The organism is Sphingobacterium sp. SYP-B4668, assembly GCF_027627455.1.
Taxonomy (GTDB): domain Bacteria; phylum Bacteroidota; class Bacteroidia; order Sphingobacteriales; family Sphingobacteriaceae; genus Sphingobacterium.
In genome coordinates this window covers 3,844,090-3,864,219 of the sequence record NZ_CP115483.1, presented here as the reverse complement: position 1 = coordinate 3,864,219, position 20,130 = coordinate 3,844,090, and the positions used below count along the sequence as shown (strand labels likewise).

General features: G+C 41.8%; 16 protein-coding genes. 3 read left to right on the top strand and 13 right to left on the bottom strand.

Going from position 1 to position 20,130, the window contains the following annotated elements:
* Nucleotides 1-208: 208 nt before the first annotated feature.
* The 11 genes from OQ289_RS15840 to OQ289_RS15790 form a co-directional block, all read right to left on the bottom strand.
* Entirely contained in the window at nucleotides 209-916 is a 708-nt protein-coding gene (locus OQ289_RS15840; RefSeq protein ID WP_270087819.1) for a 3-keto-disaccharide hydrolase, read from the bottom strand.
* 26 nt (nucleotides 917-942) lie between these two features.
* Nucleotides 943-1,527: a RagB/SusD family nutrient uptake outer membrane protein gene (locus OQ289_RS15835; RefSeq protein WP_270087818.1), complete on the bottom strand. Its 585-nt coding sequence runs from the start codon at nucleotides 1,525-1,527 to the stop codon at nucleotides 943-945.
* 612 nt (nucleotides 1,528-2,139) lie between these two features.
* Nucleotides 2,140-2,688 carry a DinB family protein gene (locus OQ289_RS15830; protein ID WP_270087817.1) on the bottom strand — a complete coding sequence of 183 codons (549 nt, stop codon included), beginning with the start codon at nucleotides 2,686-2,688 and terminating at the stop codon, nucleotides 2,140-2,142.
* Between the two features lie 57 nt (nucleotides 2,689-2,745).
* Nucleotides 2,746-3,252, bottom strand: coding sequence for a Crp/Fnr family transcriptional regulator (locus OQ289_RS15825; RefSeq protein WP_270087816.1), 507 nt, complete (start codon nucleotides 3,250-3,252; stop codon nucleotides 2,746-2,748).
* A gap of 200 nt (nucleotides 3,253-3,452) precedes the next feature.
* Nucleotides 3,453-5,246: a DUF4091 domain-containing protein gene (locus OQ289_RS15820; RefSeq protein ID WP_270087815.1), complete on the bottom strand. Its 1,794-nt coding sequence runs from the start codon at nucleotides 5,244-5,246 to the stop codon at nucleotides 3,453-3,455.
* Nucleotides 5,233-6,744, bottom strand: coding sequence for a RagB/SusD family nutrient uptake outer membrane protein (locus OQ289_RS15815; protein WP_270087814.1), 1,512 nt, complete (start codon nucleotides 6,742-6,744; stop codon nucleotides 5,233-5,235). The genes OQ289_RS15820 and OQ289_RS15815 overlap by 14 nt, the downstream gene beginning before the upstream one ends.
* Nucleotides 6,745-6,755: 11 nt before the next feature.
* Nucleotides 6,756-10,115: a TonB-dependent receptor gene (locus OQ289_RS15810; protein ID WP_270087813.1), complete on the bottom strand. Its 3,360-nt coding sequence runs from the start codon at nucleotides 10,113-10,115 to the stop codon at nucleotides 6,756-6,758.
* 117 nt (nucleotides 10,116-10,232) lie between these two features.
* On the bottom strand, nucleotides 10,233-11,384 hold the full coding sequence (locus tag OQ289_RS15805) for a FecR family protein (protein WP_270087812.1): 1,152 nt from the start codon (nucleotides 11,382-11,384) through the stop codon (nucleotides 10,233-10,235).
* A gap of 72 nt (nucleotides 11,385-11,456) precedes the next feature.
* Nucleotides 11,457-12,020, bottom strand: coding sequence for an RNA polymerase sigma factor (locus tag OQ289_RS15800; RefSeq protein ID WP_270087811.1), 564 nt, complete (start codon nucleotides 12,018-12,020; stop codon nucleotides 11,457-11,459).
* Between the two features lie 297 nt (nucleotides 12,021-12,317).
* Complete coding sequence (locus OQ289_RS15795; protein WP_270087810.1) at nucleotides 12,318-13,706, bottom strand: hypothetical protein; 1,389 nt, start codon at nucleotides 13,704-13,706, stop codon at nucleotides 12,318-12,320.
* Nucleotides 13,703-14,275 (bottom strand): RNA polymerase sigma factor, encoded by a 573-nt coding sequence (locus tag OQ289_RS15790; RefSeq protein ID WP_270087809.1) that lies wholly within the window; start codon nucleotides 14,273-14,275, stop codon nucleotides 13,703-13,705. Before OQ289_RS15790 ends, OQ289_RS15795 begins: the two co-directional genes overlap by 4 nt.
* A 163-nt stretch (nucleotides 14,276-14,438) precedes the next feature.
* On the opposite strand from OQ289_RS15790, the gene OQ289_RS15785 reads away from it, so the two are divergent.
* The 3 genes from OQ289_RS15785 to OQ289_RS15775 all read left to right on the top strand — a co-directional run bounded on the left by OQ289_RS15785 (nucleotide 14,439) and on the right by OQ289_RS15775 (nucleotide 17,620).
* Nucleotides 14,439-15,344: a class I SAM-dependent methyltransferase gene (locus OQ289_RS15785; protein ID WP_270087808.1), complete on the top strand. Its 906-nt coding sequence runs from the start codon at nucleotides 14,439-14,441 to the stop codon at nucleotides 15,342-15,344.
* Nucleotides 15,345-15,820: 476 nt separating this feature from the next.
* Nucleotides 15,821-16,483 carry a hypothetical protein gene (locus OQ289_RS15780; protein WP_270087807.1) on the top strand — a complete coding sequence of 221 codons (663 nt, stop codon included), beginning with the start codon at nucleotides 15,821-15,823 and terminating at the stop codon, nucleotides 16,481-16,483.
* 159 nt (nucleotides 16,484-16,642) lie between these two features.
* Nucleotides 16,643-17,620, top strand: coding sequence for a hypothetical protein (locus OQ289_RS15775; protein WP_270087806.1), 978 nt, complete (start codon nucleotides 16,643-16,645; stop codon nucleotides 17,618-17,620).
* A 124-nt stretch (nucleotides 17,621-17,744) separates the two neighbouring features.
* Here the strand turns inward: OQ289_RS15775 and OQ289_RS15770 are convergent, their stop codons facing one another.
* Together OQ289_RS15770 and OQ289_RS15765 are read right to left on the bottom strand one after the other, a co-directional pair.
* On the bottom strand, nucleotides 17,745-18,752 hold the full coding sequence (locus OQ289_RS15770) for an OmpA family protein (protein WP_270087805.1): 1,008 nt from the start codon (nucleotides 18,750-18,752) through the stop codon (nucleotides 17,745-17,747).
* A 202-nt stretch (nucleotides 18,753-18,954) separates the two neighbouring features.
* On the bottom strand, nucleotides 18,955-19,818 hold the full coding sequence (locus tag OQ289_RS15765) for a hypothetical protein (protein WP_156142752.1): 864 nt from the start codon (nucleotides 19,816-19,818) through the stop codon (nucleotides 18,955-18,957).
* Nucleotides 19,819-20,130: the final 312 nt, after the last annotated feature.

Here is a 20,130-nt window from a genome sequence, read left to right as displayed (position 1 = left end):
AGTGCTACGATATTTTCGGTCTGCATATTAGCCAGATTTCTACGTCCAACACCTCCTATCCCTATACCAGCAATATTCACTTTGTCACTTGGTGCGGTATGGCCAAATTTTTTACCCAAAACGGTATTGGAAACAATGGTGAATCCTGTTAATACAATCGCTTGTTTTATAAATTCTCTTCTTTAATTGTCTTTCATGATAATGTTTTTTAATTGATTTCTCGGATACGGATATTCCGGTAGTATACGGGATCACCATGATCTTGAAGTCCGATACGCCCCTTATTGGTCTTGGCATAGGGAAGATTCGCAAATTTGCTGGCTGAAATATGTGTAGCCAACTCATCAGAACCAATAGTATAGTTTAAAATCAGTTTATTGTTGAGCCAATGCTGGACTTTATTGTCATGCGCGACAATCCGTACCTTGTTCCACTGACCGACGGGCTTGGGGATGGCATTCTTTGGTGATATGACATCCGAAAGTGCTCCGGTTTTTTGTTGTTCGGTAAGCTGAAATGGATAGTTCAAATTGTCTATGATTTGAAATTCAGGACCAGTTTGATATATGTATTTGTTGTCAGGGTGCTCCACGACATATATAAAGATGCCACTATTGCCTTGTTTCTCAATCTTCCACTCAAGTTCTAGTTCAAAGTTGTGATACTCCTTGTTGGTCACGATGTCACCTTTATTTCCAGGGGTGGAGAGGATACCATTTTGTACCGTCCAACCGATTTCGCTAGCTTCTAGATAACAATGCCATTGTTGAAGTGAGTTGCCAGCAATCAAATCTTGCCACGGCCCTTTGCTGGATTGGACATTTGGCAATGAGTTGTCTGTTTTGATAACCCTAGGGATAGCAGCTAATGATAGAATCCCTACTACGAGGGATGTACAAATGATTGTTTTTTTCATGGATTTTTACTTATTTTCTTATCAATTTATTGGTAACCGGGATTTTGATCTAATTCGGGATTGGCATCTAATGAAGTTCGTGGGATAGGATACAGTAGCCGAGTTGCGGGAATAGCCCTTCTGCCTACAGGACCAGGGATGGCTTCCAAGAAAGTCCCGAAGCGAATCATATCCTGTCTACTGAATAACTCCCACGCAAATTCAAACCGACGCTCCTTATAGATATTGCTGAGTGTAGTGTGGACCACAAGTTTGGCAGGATCGCTAAAGGCGAGCTTACGGACGCTATTGAGGAGGTCAGTGGCGACGGTATTATCTCCTCCAGAAGGGTCGACCTCGGGAGCTTTTCGTTTTTGAATTTTGTTGAAAAGCTGATATCGCCCGCAAGCAAATAGATATACCTTTTTAGAAAGTTGAATGGTAATCTGCTTCCGTTTGCGCCAAATATTGATCAATACCTCTTGGACGATATCTTCACTGGCATATTGGTCTTGTGTAGTGGATTCGACCATCAAAAAAAAGGGCCGCCAATATCGCTCCATCAGCTTTTTTAAAGCCAGCTGATAGTCTTGCTGTACCGAGTCAAAAAGTTGGCAATCTGAAGCTTCCATCACATGTAGGGTATAGGTTTTCGGTATTTTTTTATCTTAAGCGTGCTCAGGTGGTTTAAATATAGTGAATTGAAAATGAATTAACTAATCTATCGAAAGAGCTTCAACAGCCCTCGTTAGGCGAGGAGCATTTTTTTGTAATGCCCAATCGTTTTTTTCGATTAAACGAATGTGAAAATAAATAGAGATTTGGGTATTTATTATTCTTAGTCCCTCCTTTCGTTTATTTTCATGCTGCTGCCTGCTTTGCACGACCGACCTTTATCCATAAAGGCCATACAGCGAATTGTATGATATTATTAAGACTGAATATGACTCAGAGCAATATGTGTCAACCAAGCGGTACTCGACGGGGTAAGTGAGCACGAAGCGGTCTTTATTTTGGGACAGGTTTTTTGACATTGCGTATTGCTATTCTCCGGGCAGGTTTTAGAATACTTTTGGGATTGTAGAGCTGTCATATCTCGGATTATGTTGCTCGAAGACTTAATATCGCCTATAGCTGTCTTGGACAGCAGTACTCAGGGACGATTTGCAAACCTCAAAGTACCCCCTGTCAAATCACGGGAATCGTAAGGTGAAGAAAAGGAGCGAAAATAATGAATGACGTATTTAAGATAGGTATTTGACCTGTATATTTTCAATCTGTTGCATATGTCTTAGCATGTGGTTTATGTAAAACTGAAAGGTATCGCCTAACTTCAACTTGATGAACCTCGAAATAGAGGTTTCTATTTTTACTTTGTTCCAACTGACGTGCTTCGATTTGTCTAATAGGTCCAATAATTGGATTTGTTGGGCCATGAACCTGTCAATCACCGTCACCTCTAGGGGCGCATGTAAGGGATTTTTATCAGAAAAGGTTTTCATCTTATTGAGTTTTTTCTTAGGTAGCATACTTTTTGCAAAATAGCCTCCTAGTAAACCACTTTTGAAAATGGGATCATGTTGGCTAGAGGAGGAGAGTATTTTCTGCTCTATGGCGGGCAGATAATAGTTCCCATATCGATTGAGATGTTCTAAACATTCCAGAATATTCCAAGAATCTTTATTCGCCCGCCACGTCAGTAGGTCGTTATGCAATAATTTGATTTTTTGAACCTGGGAGAGAATATCGTGTGTCTGTCCAGTGAGTGTGTGGGTTAACATTTCCGTTTGCATATCATCTTTTGTTTATACAAAAAAACAAAAGAGCGGGATGATAATCCTTGATTGAAATCAAGATTTTTTTAACCTAGATAGGGTCTCCGGGCTCATACGTAGATAGTTGGCAATGTGTTTGTTGGGTATCTCTTGAAACAATTGCGGACTTCTTTGTAGTACCCTTTTATAGCGTTGTAGCGGAGACTCTGTCAATAGATCGATTTCGCGCTCGAACTGTTGGACAATGAGGCTTTCTAATAGTGTTGACCATAGGATTCTATTGGATTCGGTCTGTAAAAAAGCATTAATCTGATATTTGGAGATGACTCGAATACTGCTTTTCTTTAGGGCTTGAATAGCGAGGTGGGAAGGTGCTCCTGTGATAAATGAATCCAAGGCAACAATGAGATTGCCCTTGTATCCCAACCGTATGGTTTGCTCGCTGTCATCATTGAATATGGATATGCGCAAACTGCCGCTTTCGATATAATATACATTTGTATCTACACTTCCGCTGGTTTTCAAGAATTCATTCCTTTTGAGGGTTACTATCTTATCCGAAAGTGCCATAATCTCTTTCATTGTGTGGTCTTTAGCTCCAAAACTAAGGGAAAACTTTTGGACCATCAAGATTATGATGCACGTCGAGGAGCGTTTGTCTTCCAACTGGAGTATTATGGAATATGCGACATGCTACTCTATACACTTGATCTGTACAGAGAGGCGGAAAGAAAATAGCCGCCTGTTGAGGGCGGCTACCAGTGTTTGATGTTTTTGTATCGCTACAAGCTATTGAGAATGGCTTGCGCTTTTTCTAGTGCAATATGAGCATTCTTGCCGTTTAAAGACTGTATGGTGAAAGCTTGGATAACATCTTCTAGCTTTTTAAGGTCTTCTAGATGGCCATTGGCTTTGAATTGGCGTCGCAGAAAGGTCACTTTTTCAAAATCCTGGATGCCTTCACGCAAGCGCTCGAAGCGTATCGAACTGCGTGCTCCAGGATAAACGAAATAGGTATCCCCGGCTGGAAAAGGACCAAAGCGTGAATCTTTGAATGGATCTCGGTTCCAATTGTTGTAATCCCATCGAAGGTATCCATCATAATGCTTATGAAGGGCGTGCCAAGCCATCCAGTTGAGTTCGGCATAATCGGATGACGTATAGGTGTTGGGAAAGATTTCGGTACAGGAAGTATAAAACTTGGTAATGTAGCCTTTCTCTTTTCTGGACTGCAAGACTTCAGAGGAGATGGTCTGCGTAGAGGCAACACTATAATCTACCAAATCGGCCTGTAACTCTTCGTGATAATTACCGGCCATTGAAATTCGAAATGCCGAATCGGCGTCCCTGATGACCTTAATCGCAGCTTGCATATCTTTCTCAGGGCGTTCATCCATTGCAATGGTGGTGATGTCAAACCATCCCTTGGACTTGAGATGACGAGCGAAGTCACGCAACATACTACCCCAATATGTGGCGTATGCCTGGCTATCGGGTTTGGCTTCGAACATTTGATCCTGGCCAGAGACTTCATCGTAGTATTGGAATTTGAGCGTCCAGGGGATCATGCTGTAGGCGCTGATTTGTTGATCTATGCCAATATCCATCATGAACTGCACCCACTTGTCGAATATGCGGTAGTCATAAGTCCACGAACCGTCTTTTTGTTTAATCCATTTGATCATTCCTCCGTATACGTCATAGGTCTGCGAGCTCCATGGATCGTGAATTAAAGTGGTCGTAATGACCTTCTGACCAGCATCACGCAGCATCTGGTAGCTGGCCCTCATCGCTTGGAAATGTTCATTGGACCATAAAGGTACACCGTATACACGAGCATCGCTATAGGGATTTTGCCAAAGATCAAGTTGAAACGTCCAATCTTGAACCTCGGGTAGGGTGTGGGCCAGTACCGTAATGGTAAAGGGATGCTGACGGGAGTAGTTCTCGGCTTTGATAGTCAATGTGCCTGAATAAATACCTGGAGGGGTATGACGGGGTACATCTACACTTAGCCAGAGGGGGCGACTGGTAGAGTCTTCCATGGAGAGGCTAGAAATAGGGTCGATCATATCTGCATGTAATGCCGTATCCAACTTAACGCTGATTGCGCAGCCTTGTTTGAGTCCTTTGGGATCATCCGCCATGACATACCGTACAAAGTTGGCTTTAACATGCTCTTTGGAAATATGAGCGTGTTGGTCTTTTTGTAGGTCGCTGACTATTAGTTGTATATCGTTCAGTCGACGAGTGGTATAGATAATCCCTTGGGTGTGTACACGTTCTCCTCGCCAAGCAGTCTTGGACCACTGTGACTGTACATCATGCTGACTTGGGGCAGAGGATCGATCAAAATGCTGGTTGGTAGATACAAAACCACTATGGGCACCAGAAGTGACATTACTCCAAGTAGCTAGATTCCTAGAATGGGGATCTGGTAGCTCTTGGTACACTTCAAGAGAGGCTAATTGAGCCAGTGTGCTGGTGTGCACGCAAAGTGTTAGCAGCAAGCTTAGGAAGGCTAAATGGATATGATTTTTGTTACTATTGAAGGGCGTCATATTATTTCCAATCATTATTTTGGGTAATTAATGGATTTGTCTGGATCTCTTTGGCCGGAATAGGTAGGTAGTAGTGTCTTTTATTAAAATTGGCAAATCGTATAGGGTCCTGATTCTTAAGTTCAGTCTCCAATAATCCCCAACGACGTAGGTCATAAAAGCGCTCTCCTTCTTTGAAAAACTCGATAGCGCGCTGATGCATGAGCTCATTTTTGATCGCTATTGCGGTATTGGGGCCGGCGTAAGGTAGCAGGTTACCTCCTCGTGTTCTGATCTGATCGATATAGGGAATGGCATCGGAAGCTGTACCGCTCTCCAATTCACACTCTGCCAGCAGTAAGAGTACGTCTGCAAAACGCATAGCGCGCTCATTAATGTAAGAAGGAAGGGACTCGACCTCTTCGGTGCGCGTGGCAGAATTTTGCGACTTCAAGATCCAATACTGCTTGATTTCGGTTGCATTGAGCACCTGTTGTATAGGTCTTTGATAGTACATACAGCCAGGGTAATCCCATGCAACGGAAGTCTTGGCTCGGTAATCGAAGTCGCCATTGGCTGCCTTTTCTTTCCAAAAGATATTCATCATCTTTTTGGTAGGTTGGGCTTCAAACCATCCCCCTACGCTACCGGCTGCATACTCAACAGCGATGGTGGTCGATTGGGCTGAATTGGCCGTCTCGCCATTGTCCCATTGATTGGTTCCGCCCACAGGTTCATACAATATTTCAAAAATACTCTCACTATTGTGTTCGTGCAGTTCATCAAAATTCCATGCGTAATCATCGACAAGTCTATAGGTATAAGGAGCTTTGGTGAGTGGTTCAAGCACTTTCTTGGCCTCTTGCCATTGTTCGGTATAGACATATAATTTGCCTAGATAGGCGTAGGAGGTACCCTTGGTGGGCTTCCCTTTGTCGTTAGTCAGGGGGAGGATATCAGCTGCAGCTATAAAGTCTTTTGCCGCTTGGGCGTAAACATCTGCTTGGGAAGATTTGGCTAGTGGAAACGTAGTGGGATCCTGAGACGGGCTAAGGCGCAAAGGCACATCACCAAATTCTTTAGCGAGTTGAAAGAAATACATACCTCGGATGAACAAGGCCTCTCCACGTACCATATTCTTGAAATCATCAGATAAGTTAGCATTGTCCAATTCGGTGAGAATGGAATTGGCCCTATAGATGGCATTGTAAAATTGATAAAAGATGTTTTGTGCTACAGCATTGTAGGAGTCATTGGTGAAACGATGCATGGCATATATTTCATTGATGTCATTCCTGAACTCGATGTCATCGGCTCGGGAGATGCGCGTCATCAGCCCTCGGGTACCATAGTAACCCCCGTTCCAATTCTTTAATGGGGTATAGCATGATGCAATAGCAAGTTTAAAATCAGTTTCGGTTTTCCAGAAAGTTTCACTTGTCACACTATTGGGGTTGGTCAAATCTAGTTTATTCTCACAGCTCATGAATAGCAGTGCAATCAGAGATGAAGTTAATATTGTATATAGTCTCATGGTTTATGCTGTTAAAATGAAAGATTGACACCAAACATCACTATTCTGTTGGTCGGGTAAACAAAACTGTCGAATCCCCTTGAGGTCAAATCACCACCTCCATCTATGTCGGGGGTGTAGCCCGAATATCCCGTGATGGTAAATGGATTCTCGATACTGGTGTATATTTTTAAACGTTGTAATTTGTTTTTTAAGATATGGGCCGGAAAGGTGTATCCAAGTTGGATATTGCGCACACGGAAGAAGGATCCATCCTCGAGGTAACGGTCGGACTGTGGACGATTATTCTGATTGGGGTCGTCCCATACCAAACGGGGCGCGGATGCATTGCGATTGTCTTCGGTCCAGTAGTCCAATGCGCTCCTGAGGTAGTTGGTTCCCTTATTTACTCCCTCAAGCTCTAGGCGGGTAGCGTTGTATATCTTGTTGCCCATGACACCTTGCATACCTACCAATAAATCGAATTGCTTATAGTTGGCATTGAAATTCAGGCCGAGTGAGGTTGTCGGTAGGGGGCTGCCCATATAGACGCGATCATCATCTGTGATTTTACCATCGCCATTGGTATCGCTAAACTTGACATCACCCGGTTTGGCATTGGGCTGTATGAGACTGCCATTCTGATTGTAAGCATTGACTTCGTCTATAGTTTGGAATAGGCCTTGTGTAGGAATGAGCCAAAAGCCACCGATGGGATAGTTTGCTAGGGTTCTGGTGGTGGTCACGTTGGTGCGATTGGCACCGCCATTGATGATTTGATCGGCCTCACCCAGTGCTACGACCCGATTGGTCACAAAGTTACCAGTCAACGTGATGCCATAGCCAAAGTCATTGGAAGGTCGATCACTCCAATTGGCAGTGAATTCGAATCCTTTATTGCGTATCCTACCTGCATTTACCACTGGATCGTTGGCTCCGCCGGTAGAGATGGGAATAGGGACGGTGAGTAAAATATCTTTGGTATTCTTAAGGTACCAATCGGCGGTCAAGGTCAAGCGATTGTTGAAGCTGGCGACATCGACTCCGATGTTGGTCATTGCCGTTTCTTCCCAGCGGATGTTCGGATTGGCAAAGTCTTTTGGGAAGGCGCCATTGTACACTCCACCATTCCCATCTGGGTAATTGATGTTTGATGTAACTACGCTGGTATACATGTAATTGCTGATTTCTTGATTGCCGAGTACACCATAGCCCCCTCTTAGCTTCAGCTGATTAAGCATGCTGATGCTTTGCATGAATGCTTCCTCTTTCATATTCCATCCCACCGAAAACGAAGGGAAATGGCCGTATCGATTACCTTTTCTAAATTTAGATGAGCCATCTCTACGATAGGTAGCGGTCAAAAGATAGCGCTGGTCGTAAGAATAAAAGGCGCGAGATATAATGGAGGTAAGTGCGCTTTCATTGGAATAGCCATCATTAAGGCGATCCTGAGATGCAGCTCCAACCTCATAGATACCGGGAGGTAGACCACGGCCAGAAGCCATAATATAGCGGCTTTTGAAATTTTGATAGGCGTATCCAATCAATCCATTGATAGTATGCTTGCCGAATTTCTGATCATAACTTAATAGATTTTCGAGGAGTAAATTGTTACTCGTGTTGCGACTTTCGAGAATCGAAGAGATGCTATTGTTGCGTAGTCCAAAATCGAATTCGTTCTGATAGTCAGTATTGCGGGTATAGCTGAAATCTGGCGTGACATTGAATCGATATTTTAAACCTAGTGGTAGCCTAGCTTCAGCGTAAAAATTAAGGTAAATTTTATTTTCATCCCAGGTACGGCGGGTTAGGTTTTGATCCAGTATACCGAGTGGATTGGGAATGTCAGTAGCATCACCGTATACTTTTCCATAGCCGCCTTTGTCGTTAGTAGGGTCATACTGGGATAGAGTGGGGATAGACTGTAAGATGATTCCGAGATATCCTCCGCGAGCGAAAGAGTATAGTGGATTGTTCTTTTGACTGGAAAAAATAGTGTTGTTACCAATCTTTAGCCAGTTTTTTTTAAACTCTGTTTTAATCTGGGCATTGTAACGCTTGTATTTGGTACCCTGTATTGTACCATCTTGATCCATATAGCCCAATCCAGTATAATAAGTGAAATATTTGCTGCCACCTTTGATGGTGAGATTATAATTCTGCATGAGTGCCGTGCCCATCATGGTACGTTGCCAATCGTTATCTTCCTTGGTGTCTAAATCAGCAGCCATGGCTAATGGCCCCGCCCCAATGGCTTGACGGGCTAGCGTGGATACCTTGGCCCACTCTTGTGCATTCATCATATCAAGATATCGGGAAGGCGTCTGTAATCCAGCATTGATAGCGGCATCTATAATAGGTTCGCCCTCCGTATTGGATCCTGATTTGGTGGTGATGATGATGACGCCATTAGCAGCGCGCGAACCATAAATTGCTGCTGATGAGGCATCTTTCAATACGTCAATACTCTCGACATCGTTGGGGTTGATGTTGTCCATATTGTTCATGTAGATACCGTCCACAATATATAGGGGGCTGACATTGTTGAGTGTGCCTATACCTCTTATCATGATACGGCTACCCGCACCGGGAGCACCGCCTTGGGAGACAATATCAACTCCTGCAATCTTACCCTGGATGGCTTGTCCTATATTGACATTGCTCTGGGTGTTGAGCTTGTCCGACGATATATTGGCTACAGCGCCGGTAAGGTCTTTTTTGCGCTGGGTGCCATACCCCACGACGACAACTTCTTCTAGATTATCGATCTGTTGGTTAAGCGTGACGTTGGCGATGGTTCGATTGATAATGCTGATTTCAGTAGGTTCATATCCGACTGTGGAAAATGTAAGAAATTGAGCATTTTCGGTCACGGCGATCTTGTAGTTGCCACTCTCATCGGTCGTGGTGGCTATGGATGTTCCTTTTATGGTGACAGTGACGCCAACTAGGGCAGATCCATTGCTGTCGCTTACCTTGCCCGTCACCTGTCTCTGTTGAGATGTCACTACACTCTTCGTATTTTGGAGCTCAGCCTTTGAGGACGGTCTCACAATGATAGTGTTCTTACGAATCTCGTACTCAAAACCTCTGTTTTCAAAAAGCTGGTTAAGCGCATGTTCGAGGTTGGCCTCTTTTAACGTAAAGTGAATCAATGCAGTATTACGAAATACCTTTGAATCATACACCAAGTCGTGCTTGGATTGTTGACTGATTTTTAGGAGTGCCTGCTCGATACTCACATTCTTTAAATTGAGGTTGATGAGTTGGCCATATGCGGTGGTTGTGGCTTGTACTATAGTAAAGCAACAGATTAAAGCCATGAATTTGATGGCGACGAAGGTTTTTAAAAAGAACCTATCTCGTTCTCTTTTCAACGGTTTTTTCATAAGTTTGATAAGACTAAAGGTTTTATAATTTTTTATACATTTTTTAAAACTGGATTTCGGTCGGGATGTCTTCAGCATCCCGGCTTTTTTTATTTAAAAAATGGGTGATGGGTAAAGTTATGTGCTGACGATAATCCTCCTTCCTATGATTTTAAATTTAATAGAATGTGTTAATTCTAGCATCTCGAGTATATCTGCTATCTCCTGACGTCGAGATACTCTGATTGTAAAATTCTTGTCCTCCCAAGCATTCCCCTCATATTCGATCTCTGCGTTGTACCAACGACTTAATGCATTCATAATTTGTTTGATATTCTGGTCCTTGAAAATGAAATAATCATTTTTCCATGCAATCTCTGATTCGATGTCAAAGAGTGTTTTTTCTACTTTTCCAGCCTTTAAATTCACTTTCTGTCCTGGTCGGAGTGTAGATTGACTGGTAGCGGTCTTGTACTTGACTGCGCCTTCAAGTAGTGCCACAGATACGCCTTGTGGGTTGTCGTCATAGTTAGAGAGGTTGAATGAAGTACCTAGTACAAGGATTTCCATATCGTTGCTATTGACAATGAATGGCCGAGTCTTGTCATGGCTGACTTCAAAGTAAACCTCTCCGGAGGCTTTGACCAAGCGATTATGGGTAGCAAATCGCTCTGGAAAGGTTAAGGAGCTACCCGCATTGAGCCATACTTTGGTACCATCAGCAAGCTCGATCTGATATTTACCTCCTTTGGGAGTTCTTAGGGTATTCCATTTGTCTGTAGAACCATCGGTATCAGATTGTTGGTCATAAATATAGGTGAGATTGCCATCCGAATTCTTACGGATGGTAACTCCTGCGTTCTGGTATTGTTTATCGGGAGCGAGATCGGTCAGTGGTATTACTGTGCCGTCGCTGAGCTCTAGGGATGCAATGTCTCTTCCGGGAATGAGTTGCGATGGGGTTACAGTAGCTGTGATTGGAGAATTTTCGATTGAGCGTGGATAGAATAGAAATCCGATACCCAGCAGAATAAGTATTGCAGCTGCGTAACGGAATATATTGTGGCGGTTGAATACGGAGTAATTTGTTTTATATCGAGGAGAAATATGTTCGGTAACTTGTGAAATAATCCTACTCTCGAGGTCTTTTTTAGACCCCATATCCATCTCATCCCATTCCTGGGACTGGAAAGATTGGTAGAAATGATCATTTACTTGATCCTCTTCCTCTTTAGTGGACCTACCGGATAGTATCCGCTTTATCTTGGTTATTATATCTTGGTTATTCACGTGTGCAATGTGCTGTTATACCAAGGAAGAGTATAAATGCACGGGTTGCCCCCAAGCTGAAATGAAAAAAAATTAAAAAAGTAACAAAAAGAGCAATTTACTTAGACCAACCTTGATTTTTTTCAGTGCTATCGTAATCTGATTCTCAACGGTCTTGGTGGATACATTGAGGTGAGCTGCAATTTGTTTGTGACTAAATTGGTGGTCACGACTGAGCTTGTATACCTCACGACACCTATCGGGCAATTGGTCAACCAATGTCTCCACATTCTCAAGTAGCTCATTGTACTCAAGGGCTTGGTGGGGGTTGTAATATTCGATATAACGATATTCGTCGTCATCACAGGAATGGAGAGGGGTATGCTTGGCCTTTATCTGTCGATAGACTTCGTATCGGGTACAAGCAAATAGATACGATTTTAATGAATACCGAAAGTTGAGGACGTCTCTTTTGGACCATATCTGGATAAAAACTTGCTGCACGATGTCCTCGCATAGAAACGTATCATGAAGGGTGTATAACGCCATTTTGTATAAAGGCTCCCAATACCGAAGCATGATGGCCTGTAAGGCCTTTTCCTTATTTTGTTTGATTAACGCGCAAAGTTCCTCATCGGAATAGTCATCCCAAAGCATTGGTCAATTGATTTATAATACCATAATTGAGTGTGCGACACAATTTAATTGGTGAGCCAAGATAATAAAAAAATCTTTGTTGGTGGGTAGACTGAAAAAAATGGGCTTCAGGTAATATGTTTTAGATTCTTTTGATGGCAATTTTATTTTGAGAATAATTTATTGAAGTAGTAAAGGAGGAAATAATTTCATAGGTGTGCAAGCAATTTCATATAGTCGCCAATACTTGTATAATCAGCTGTCCACTATAGATAGAACGTGTCTTGTGAGACTATGGTAGCTGATTTGATTGTAAACTTACCTAAACCGATAGCCCGCACCAATCCTAAAATATCTATTCTCAAATTTGTAAGAACCCAATGAATTTCCAACTCGATAGGGATTGGACCAATGATAATTTGCCTTGATGTCGAATTTGTTGAGATGTAGGGTAACACCACTGGAAAAACCAATATTAACGTGGTTTGCTCGGGTATTGATTAATGCTGAAATAATTTCGGTACTATGGTTGAGCGTGTCCCGGATATCGTAGATAGGCCCTAGTCCGGTTTGAGCTGAAGATTGCTTTATGGGGACATTAAAAGTTAGTCCGGTATTTAAAGAAACGAGCTTTGTAAGCTTATACTCGGCTTTTAGTGGAAGATCTAGCAGAATAAGTTTTCGACTATCGTTTACCGTGAAAGAATAGCGTAAAGAGTCGGGTCTAAAAAAGCTAGGATGACGAAATTTTCCTGCTATTGGTTGCTTGCTGTTGGCATTGAGACCCAGGCTAATAAACCATTTGTCGCTCAAGCCCAGATGACCAAAAATACCGGCATAAAGAGTCTTCTCCTGTGGACCTAGGTTGGTGCCAGTCTCCATCCCATAGCTATAGGAATGTATGTTGATGCCGCTCCATCGCCGATATAGTGTGTGGTCAGGTTGTAACGGGATGATCTTCTGGTTTTTAGTTCTTGTTTTGTCTTTGTTCTGTCTATCGTTTTCAATCTTATGCTTGCCAACAGAAGCTAAAGGTGCTGGAGGTAGGAGGATATGTAAGAGAGAACCTGATGACGTGATGACCTTGCTTTCTGACGGATAGGCTTCAAAAACGTTTTCAGATTCTTGCTGATTGAAGACTTGCCGATGCTCCTTAAATGCTACAAAGGTATCTAGCAATGACCTATGTTCTTTACTGACTTCTGGAACAGGAGGCAATGTGTCATGGAAATAGCGCGACGTTATTAGTGGAAGCTCTGATGACGCTTTGGCCCGTGTATATGCCTCACTATTCGATATTGCTATCCGTAAAGTGTCTCTATCCCTGCTGGGGTCGGGGGTCTTAAACGGATTTTGTTCACTATTCTCTTGGTCTGTGGAATCTAAACGAAGTTCCTTTTGCTTTTTCTGTACACGTAGATCTTCCTTTTGAAAAGGCGGATCCATAAAGGTTATAGCTGAAATAGTCGCAGCTGCGGGCAAAAGATATGCAATCACCTTCCATATCTTTGTTCCCAAGGATGCAGCCGAGCTACCACCAGCGCTACCGCCGTCGTTAGGATGATTGCTATTAGTAGGTATAATGGTCGGTAGGTGTTGATCTAAAATGTCCTTCATCTCTGTCCAAGCTGAATCAGTGGACTCCTTGACCGGAATGTTGTTTAGCTTATCTCGCCAAAGTTTATGATACCATACTGAATTCTTCATATTTTTTTTGTTTTCAGAGGGTTATCAATTGTAGCGTCTTTCAATAAGGTACGCAACTGTTTTTTTGCTTCAGAGAGATGCCAGCGTGAGGTCCCCTCGCTTATATCCAACTGTTGGGCAATTTCTTGATGGGAATAACCATCTATGACAGAGAGACTAAATACAATCTGGGTGGCAACAGGTAAAAGTCTAATGAGTTGGAGAAGGTCTTCTGCAAATAACTTGTCTAGGATTGTTGGCTCAATGTATACCTCTTCTGTCTCATCTTGGATAGCGGAATGGTTGAAGCGGGCTTCTTTCCGACCTAGGTCGATACATGATCGGACGATAATGGTACGTATCCAAGCACCGAATTCGCCTTTTTTTTGGTCAAATGTATTGATGTTTTGGAATATCTTCAAGAATCCCATGTTGAGCGCTTCATGAGCTAGCTCATCTGATTTAAGATAACGAAGGCATAACCGCAACATATCTTCATAATAAAGCTTGTATAAAACTTCCTGAGCCTGACGCTTATTGGCTTTGCAGCCCTTAATTAATTTGCTATCCCGATTAAAAAAAAGATCCATTCATTTGATTTGGTAGCCAATTTTTTATTTCCATGTATATAATAGTTACGCAACATATAGGAAGAACGTTGGGTAAAACTAAAATTATTTATTCTCTTTTTATAAAATCGATTTTTACCAAACGTTTGTATGGTTGCGCACGTAAATATCATAAAGTGGTAATATGTCCTATAAAAATAGTTACGATAGACACAACGAATGGTATAATAAACGATTTCCCTCGGAAGAGTCAAAGATGGAGGTATATAAAAGAAGCCGATTAATGGATCAGGATAACTTGTCCAACTGGTTGCAACGTATATTTTTCTCTTGCTTGGATCCATTATTGATACAGCGTAATAAAAAGTGGCTGACAGTGGGTGATGCCTATGGGTTTGACGCCCAATATATTTTGAATTCGGATAATGATGTATTGGCGACGGACCTGAATGTCGATTTTTTGAATGTAGCGTTGAAAGAAGGAATAATCACTGCCTGCGCAGCCGAGAATGCTGAAAAGATGACGTTCACGGATGATAGTTTTGACTATGTGCTGTGTAAGGAGTCTTATCATCACTTTCCAAGACCCTATGCTGCAGTCTATGAGATGTTGAGGGTTGCTCGAGTAGGAGTGGTAATTATGGAACCTCAGGACCCGGTCAGTAAGTTGCCTTTGTTGCTTTTTATAAGTAATCTATTGGCTGCTTGCCCACGTGCATTTGGTAAAATATGGAAAAACCGGTTCTCCTTTGAGCCAGTGGGAAACTTTGTATACAAGGTATCTGAGCGGGAGTTCGAAAAAATTGCTGCTGGCTTAGGATTGAAGATGGTTGCATTTAAAAAAATCAATCCCCATTTTTGGTTTAAAGGAGCGGAAATGATTTCAGGATCCAACAAGAGGAGTCTGTTCACATTTATCAAAATCAAAAAGGTAATTCGAGACATCCTAGTGCGATTGAAAATTATCCCCGCCCAAACGTTGGTGTCGATAATCTTCAAAACGATGCCAGAAGGGAAAACTATCCGTGCCCTCAAACGGGAGGGATATCATCTGGTCCAAATACCGGACAATCCCTATTTGACCCAATAGTAGCCCATGGGGCTACTCAGCTGTCATATACCATTACTCACATCGCAATACGCCTATCATACTACATGACGTTTTTAAACTTCTCCGGAAAATATCGTTTTAACTCAGAATCTAAGTTGTAGGATTGAAAGTTGTCATTGCGGATTCGACCTTGATCATCGACAAGGATGTAGCGTGGTATTCCGTTAAATTTGAAGAGTTCTCGAAGGGTCAAATACTCGTCAGCAGTGACGCGGTAAGAATTTTTCAGGAAATTGGTCTCATTGTAATCGTTAAAAAACGGAGTATCAGGTGTACCGATAAGGTCTGTAACCTTCCGAAGTGATAGTTAGTATTGCCAATTGTGGATATGTAAAAATACCCCATTTTAGGTATTTCACAGACAGAGAGCTCGTCGTACATTTATATGACCTCTTTGATACCGAAAAGTAGTGTAATGGAGGCAGAAAATTAGGTGCTCATTTGATCTATTTATTATGAAAGCAATTTTAATTCTCTTTTTTCTAATCGCTTACGGTACACTGTCTTTTTCTCAGACAAGGGTTAATAGGGCTTCCTATTCGAACTTCATCAATGACAGTAGCGTTTCCGGCAACGCTACTAGTAAGTTTGCACGCGATCAAGCTACAGGTAGTAGTTATTGGAGAGGTGCGTCTCTTGCCTACAATATAGATGGAGCAAGTGCAGCAAACATTATAGCGAACACCAAGTTCATGATTAACGCCATGGAATGGCACGGAGGAAAGCAGTGGAAGGGATTGACCTGGAACCTGGGAGTGGTGGGTAATTTTGGAAATTTCATCAGTTCGAAAGAGAAGACTGAGGTCGATCGGGATATTGCGCGTATTAGCCAGTCAGGGCAGGGGCTGAATATCGGTTTCTCTTTTTTGGGACATGTTGGAAATGCAAGAACTTCCATTTTTCGGTTGGAATACATCCCCTCTTACCGATTAAATGCATTCCAAAATGTAGGCATAGACTCTTCGACTGTAGCATTGAATCAATTCCGAAATGCCATTACACTAGAGGGCGAGTTTGGCGGATTCAAAAATGAAGGAATGCTCAGTGTGAGTTTTGAAGTGGGGTATAATATTTTTGATAAGAAGAAATATTTGGTGCTGAACGCTCAGGAATGCTGACTGGTGAAGCCACAGTCATATTGCCTTTGGCAAAGAACTTAGGTATACTTTCATCATTGACTTTTTCAAAAGGGATGAGTCCGAAGTACCAATTCGGTGTATACATTAGACCATCACAAGATTAATAACTTCAATTTTTTTACATAAAAGTATATGACTATGAATATCTTGAAAGCAATCGTTTTGACGTTTACATGTCTCTTGCTTCCATCCATAATGGTGGCGCAAAGTAAAGCTAAGGATGCGGAAAAAACAGCTGGTGAAATCCAAAATTTACTGTTAGAATATGGTGGTTCTGAGGAAGGGTATTATGAGGATTTTTCCGTGGACCTTGAGGGTAATATTACGTTGTCGATGACACATCCGTTAATAGGAGATCATCAGATAGTCTTTAAGATAGATCCCACATTTTACCACACGTTAAAAGATGGCTATTATGTGTTTACGGCAAAGGGGAAGGAAGCTACCATCATTAATGAGGACGAAGGGAAGAAAGTTTCAAGTGATTTATTTTCCTTGAAGGATGCTGATAAGGAAATTGCGGATAGATTGGTCAGGCTCTTTTCAACTTTGGATCAACAGCTGAAGCGGGTAAGGGAAGAGAGGGCTGAGAAGGAGAAAGAGGCGGTGGAAAGCAAAAAAGCGTTTTACGAAAAGGTCAAAAATATAGATGCTACCGATTATTTTGTTGCTGTCACAATACCCAATACACCGAATAGGGATTTTAGAAAATATACGTTGTTCAAGAATCCCCTACAGGTAAGGGATAAGTTCTATTCCGGTTTCCTTTTCAAACCGGAAGAAGACGGGTACCTGTATTGGTACTTTCAGTCTGTGAAAGGAAGTAAATCCAGTTTTTATATTGTGGACTTAGATAAGAGGGTAGATGATGTTGATGTTGCATATTTCAGACGAATGGCTTTTAGCAAATCTACCGAAGCAGATCGCTCTTCATGGATTATCCAAAAATCCAACGAAAAATTAAGAAAAGGAAAAACTTATGTGCTATGGTTTGATTCAGAATCAAAAATCGGACCGGAGGAAATTAAAGCGTCTTTTCAGCTTAACAACACAGATGAAATGAAAGTAGGCGAATTTTTTAAAGAGCGATTTACCGAAATCGCCAGAGACTTCTGATTAAGGTCTGTATTATTAAAGGAATGACTTTCCTTATTTTACAATTCGGCTTGGTGTAATTCCTGATGCCAAGCGGTGGTTGAAGCAAAAGGCCTTTGCTGTTTATAACAAAGGCCTTTCTGTATTAATTGATTTTTATGAGTTCGACCCGTCGGTTCTTTGCTTTGTTCTCCTCAGAATCATTGGCGAACAATGGGCGTTCGGCCCCGAAGCCCTTAGCTGTTAAACGGGATTTATCAACTCCATCTGCTACCAAGAGATTCATCACTGAATTAGCGCGGTCGTTTGATAGCGCTTTGTTGTGTGCAGCCTCACCGCTATTGTCTGTGTGACCTTCAATAGCTATTTTTAAAGATTTATCCTTCGTGAGTGCACCCAATATCTGTTCTACAGCTTCTTTGCCTTCTGCAGTGACATTAGATTTGTCTGTTTCAAAATTAATGTATAGAATGGATTTTCCTTTTTCTGTTAAGTCCTTGACAATATCATCGGATGTGATTTTTTTAATCGTCTGCTCGAAGGGTTTCTCTTGAACAATCTGGATGGAAGTCGAAGGAAAGTCCTTTTTCTCCAAAGCAATATAGATATTACCTTCTTTTCTACGAATTACATACGTTACAATCTGTTGGTCACCATTTGGAATGAAGCTACCGTCATCTCCAGCATAGGTACATAATTTGTTGTATTGCTCTAATCGGTTGCCGTCCAGTATCCCCTCAAAGATCTTGACTCCACCAGCTTGGGTGATGGCATCATCATAGCTCTTGAAGAGGTAGCGTCCCGATAGCTCTGCTTTACTCTCTTTATCCGCATGCACCCATGATCTATAGGTCTTACCTTCCACTTCAAAGATATCATCGGGTGTTACAAAAACGATAAAATCAAATGGCTTCGTTTTTGTATTGTTGACGTATATGGCTCCATCAGGTGCGGTGAAAAAAGGAAAGTCACCTAAATCTGTTGTGGAAAATGGGATGTTTTCAATAGAAAATTTGGTGCTTGACGTTTGATTTTCTGAAGCAACTTGTTGGGTTTGCTCTGTTGGAGTTTCGGATTCTTGAGTTTGCTTTTGTGGATTGTTGCAGGATAAAATAGATAAGGTTGCGCCAATTAAAAAGAGTGTCGGTTTCATGAAATACATTTTGTGTTTAACGAATTCTAAATTAAAGATAAAAATCTTTACGTCCAAATTATTGAATTATAGTAGAGATGGAGATGTTGAGGAGGGCTTGTTATGTTGCATTGACCATACTGAGTTCGCCAAATGCAAATATAAGACGCTACTGCATGTCCTCTTCATCGCAAAGAAGACAATGGAAAGCGAGAGGACCTCACTATCTTCCTTTGATTTTGGTCAATATTATCATATCCCGATCGATGGAGTCAATGCTGTAAAGCGTATTGGAATTGGTAAAATGACGATCGAAACGAATGGTGTTATTCAAAAAAGTAAAGGTCCCCTTCGTTGTCGTGCTATCGCTCGGAATGGTGTAAGCCTCACGATATGTTCTATCGTATTCCATTCGATGCCGCCAAGGATTTAGATACTTTAGGGTCTTTTTGCCTTCATATAGACCATCTTCTCTGAGGGAAACCCAATAGGTAGTTTCTAGGTCGTATGACTCGGGGTTCCACGCGGAGTCAGGCTTTGTTGAGCTTGTGAATTTGTAGATCATACCACTGTGAAATTTGGAATCAAAGTGGGGGGTGTTGGTTATGGGATTTTGCATGTTGTAATTTTTGTTAATCCCATAGAGAGTATCCAAATCCTTATTGGCGGCAAAGTGCCAGTCTGTATAAAGGTAGTTTTCGGGGAGTATGGTCTCGTTGATACGTTTGATATATACGGTATCCAAGTTGTCAAGAGCACCTTTGGCTCGACCACCTCCGTACTTGTGGAAGAAGTTGGTGCTGTAACTTTTATAACCTTCTTTCTCGATGTCAAGTGTGAAAAAGATGGGGGGAGCTTCCATGGCGAATATTTCGGTTAGGAGAAAACGATTGGTTCGGATTTCCTTTAAATAGAATTTGCCATTTTCATCAGTTTGGGTTTCTCCCACGCGACAGTTGGCGACAGGCTTATTGTCGTAATCATAAATATACCCCGTAATTGCCGGTCTACTTAATCTAGAAATACAAGAGTTGAATAAACATACACTCGTAATTAAACATACTATAAAGACTATTGGCCTGTACATTATTTCAAGTTGTTTGAATTTAAACGCTGTCCCCCTCTAGGATTCGCTCTTTCCGAAGCGAATCAAAGTATCAAGGTAAAATCTAAAATTGGAATACGCAAACGTTGGGATTTTTTTAACATTTAGTGACTGTAAATAGGGTATGGTTCGTGGATGGCAGGTAGTGGAAATAGTTGTTTGGGTATTTTTACAAGATAGAGAATACGACACAAGGAGTGATAAGTATACCTCGCTGCTCAGAAGCTGCCGATTGTACGCTAATCATTGCGTTTTATGCGATAACCTTAATACTAAATACGTACTACTTGGTTC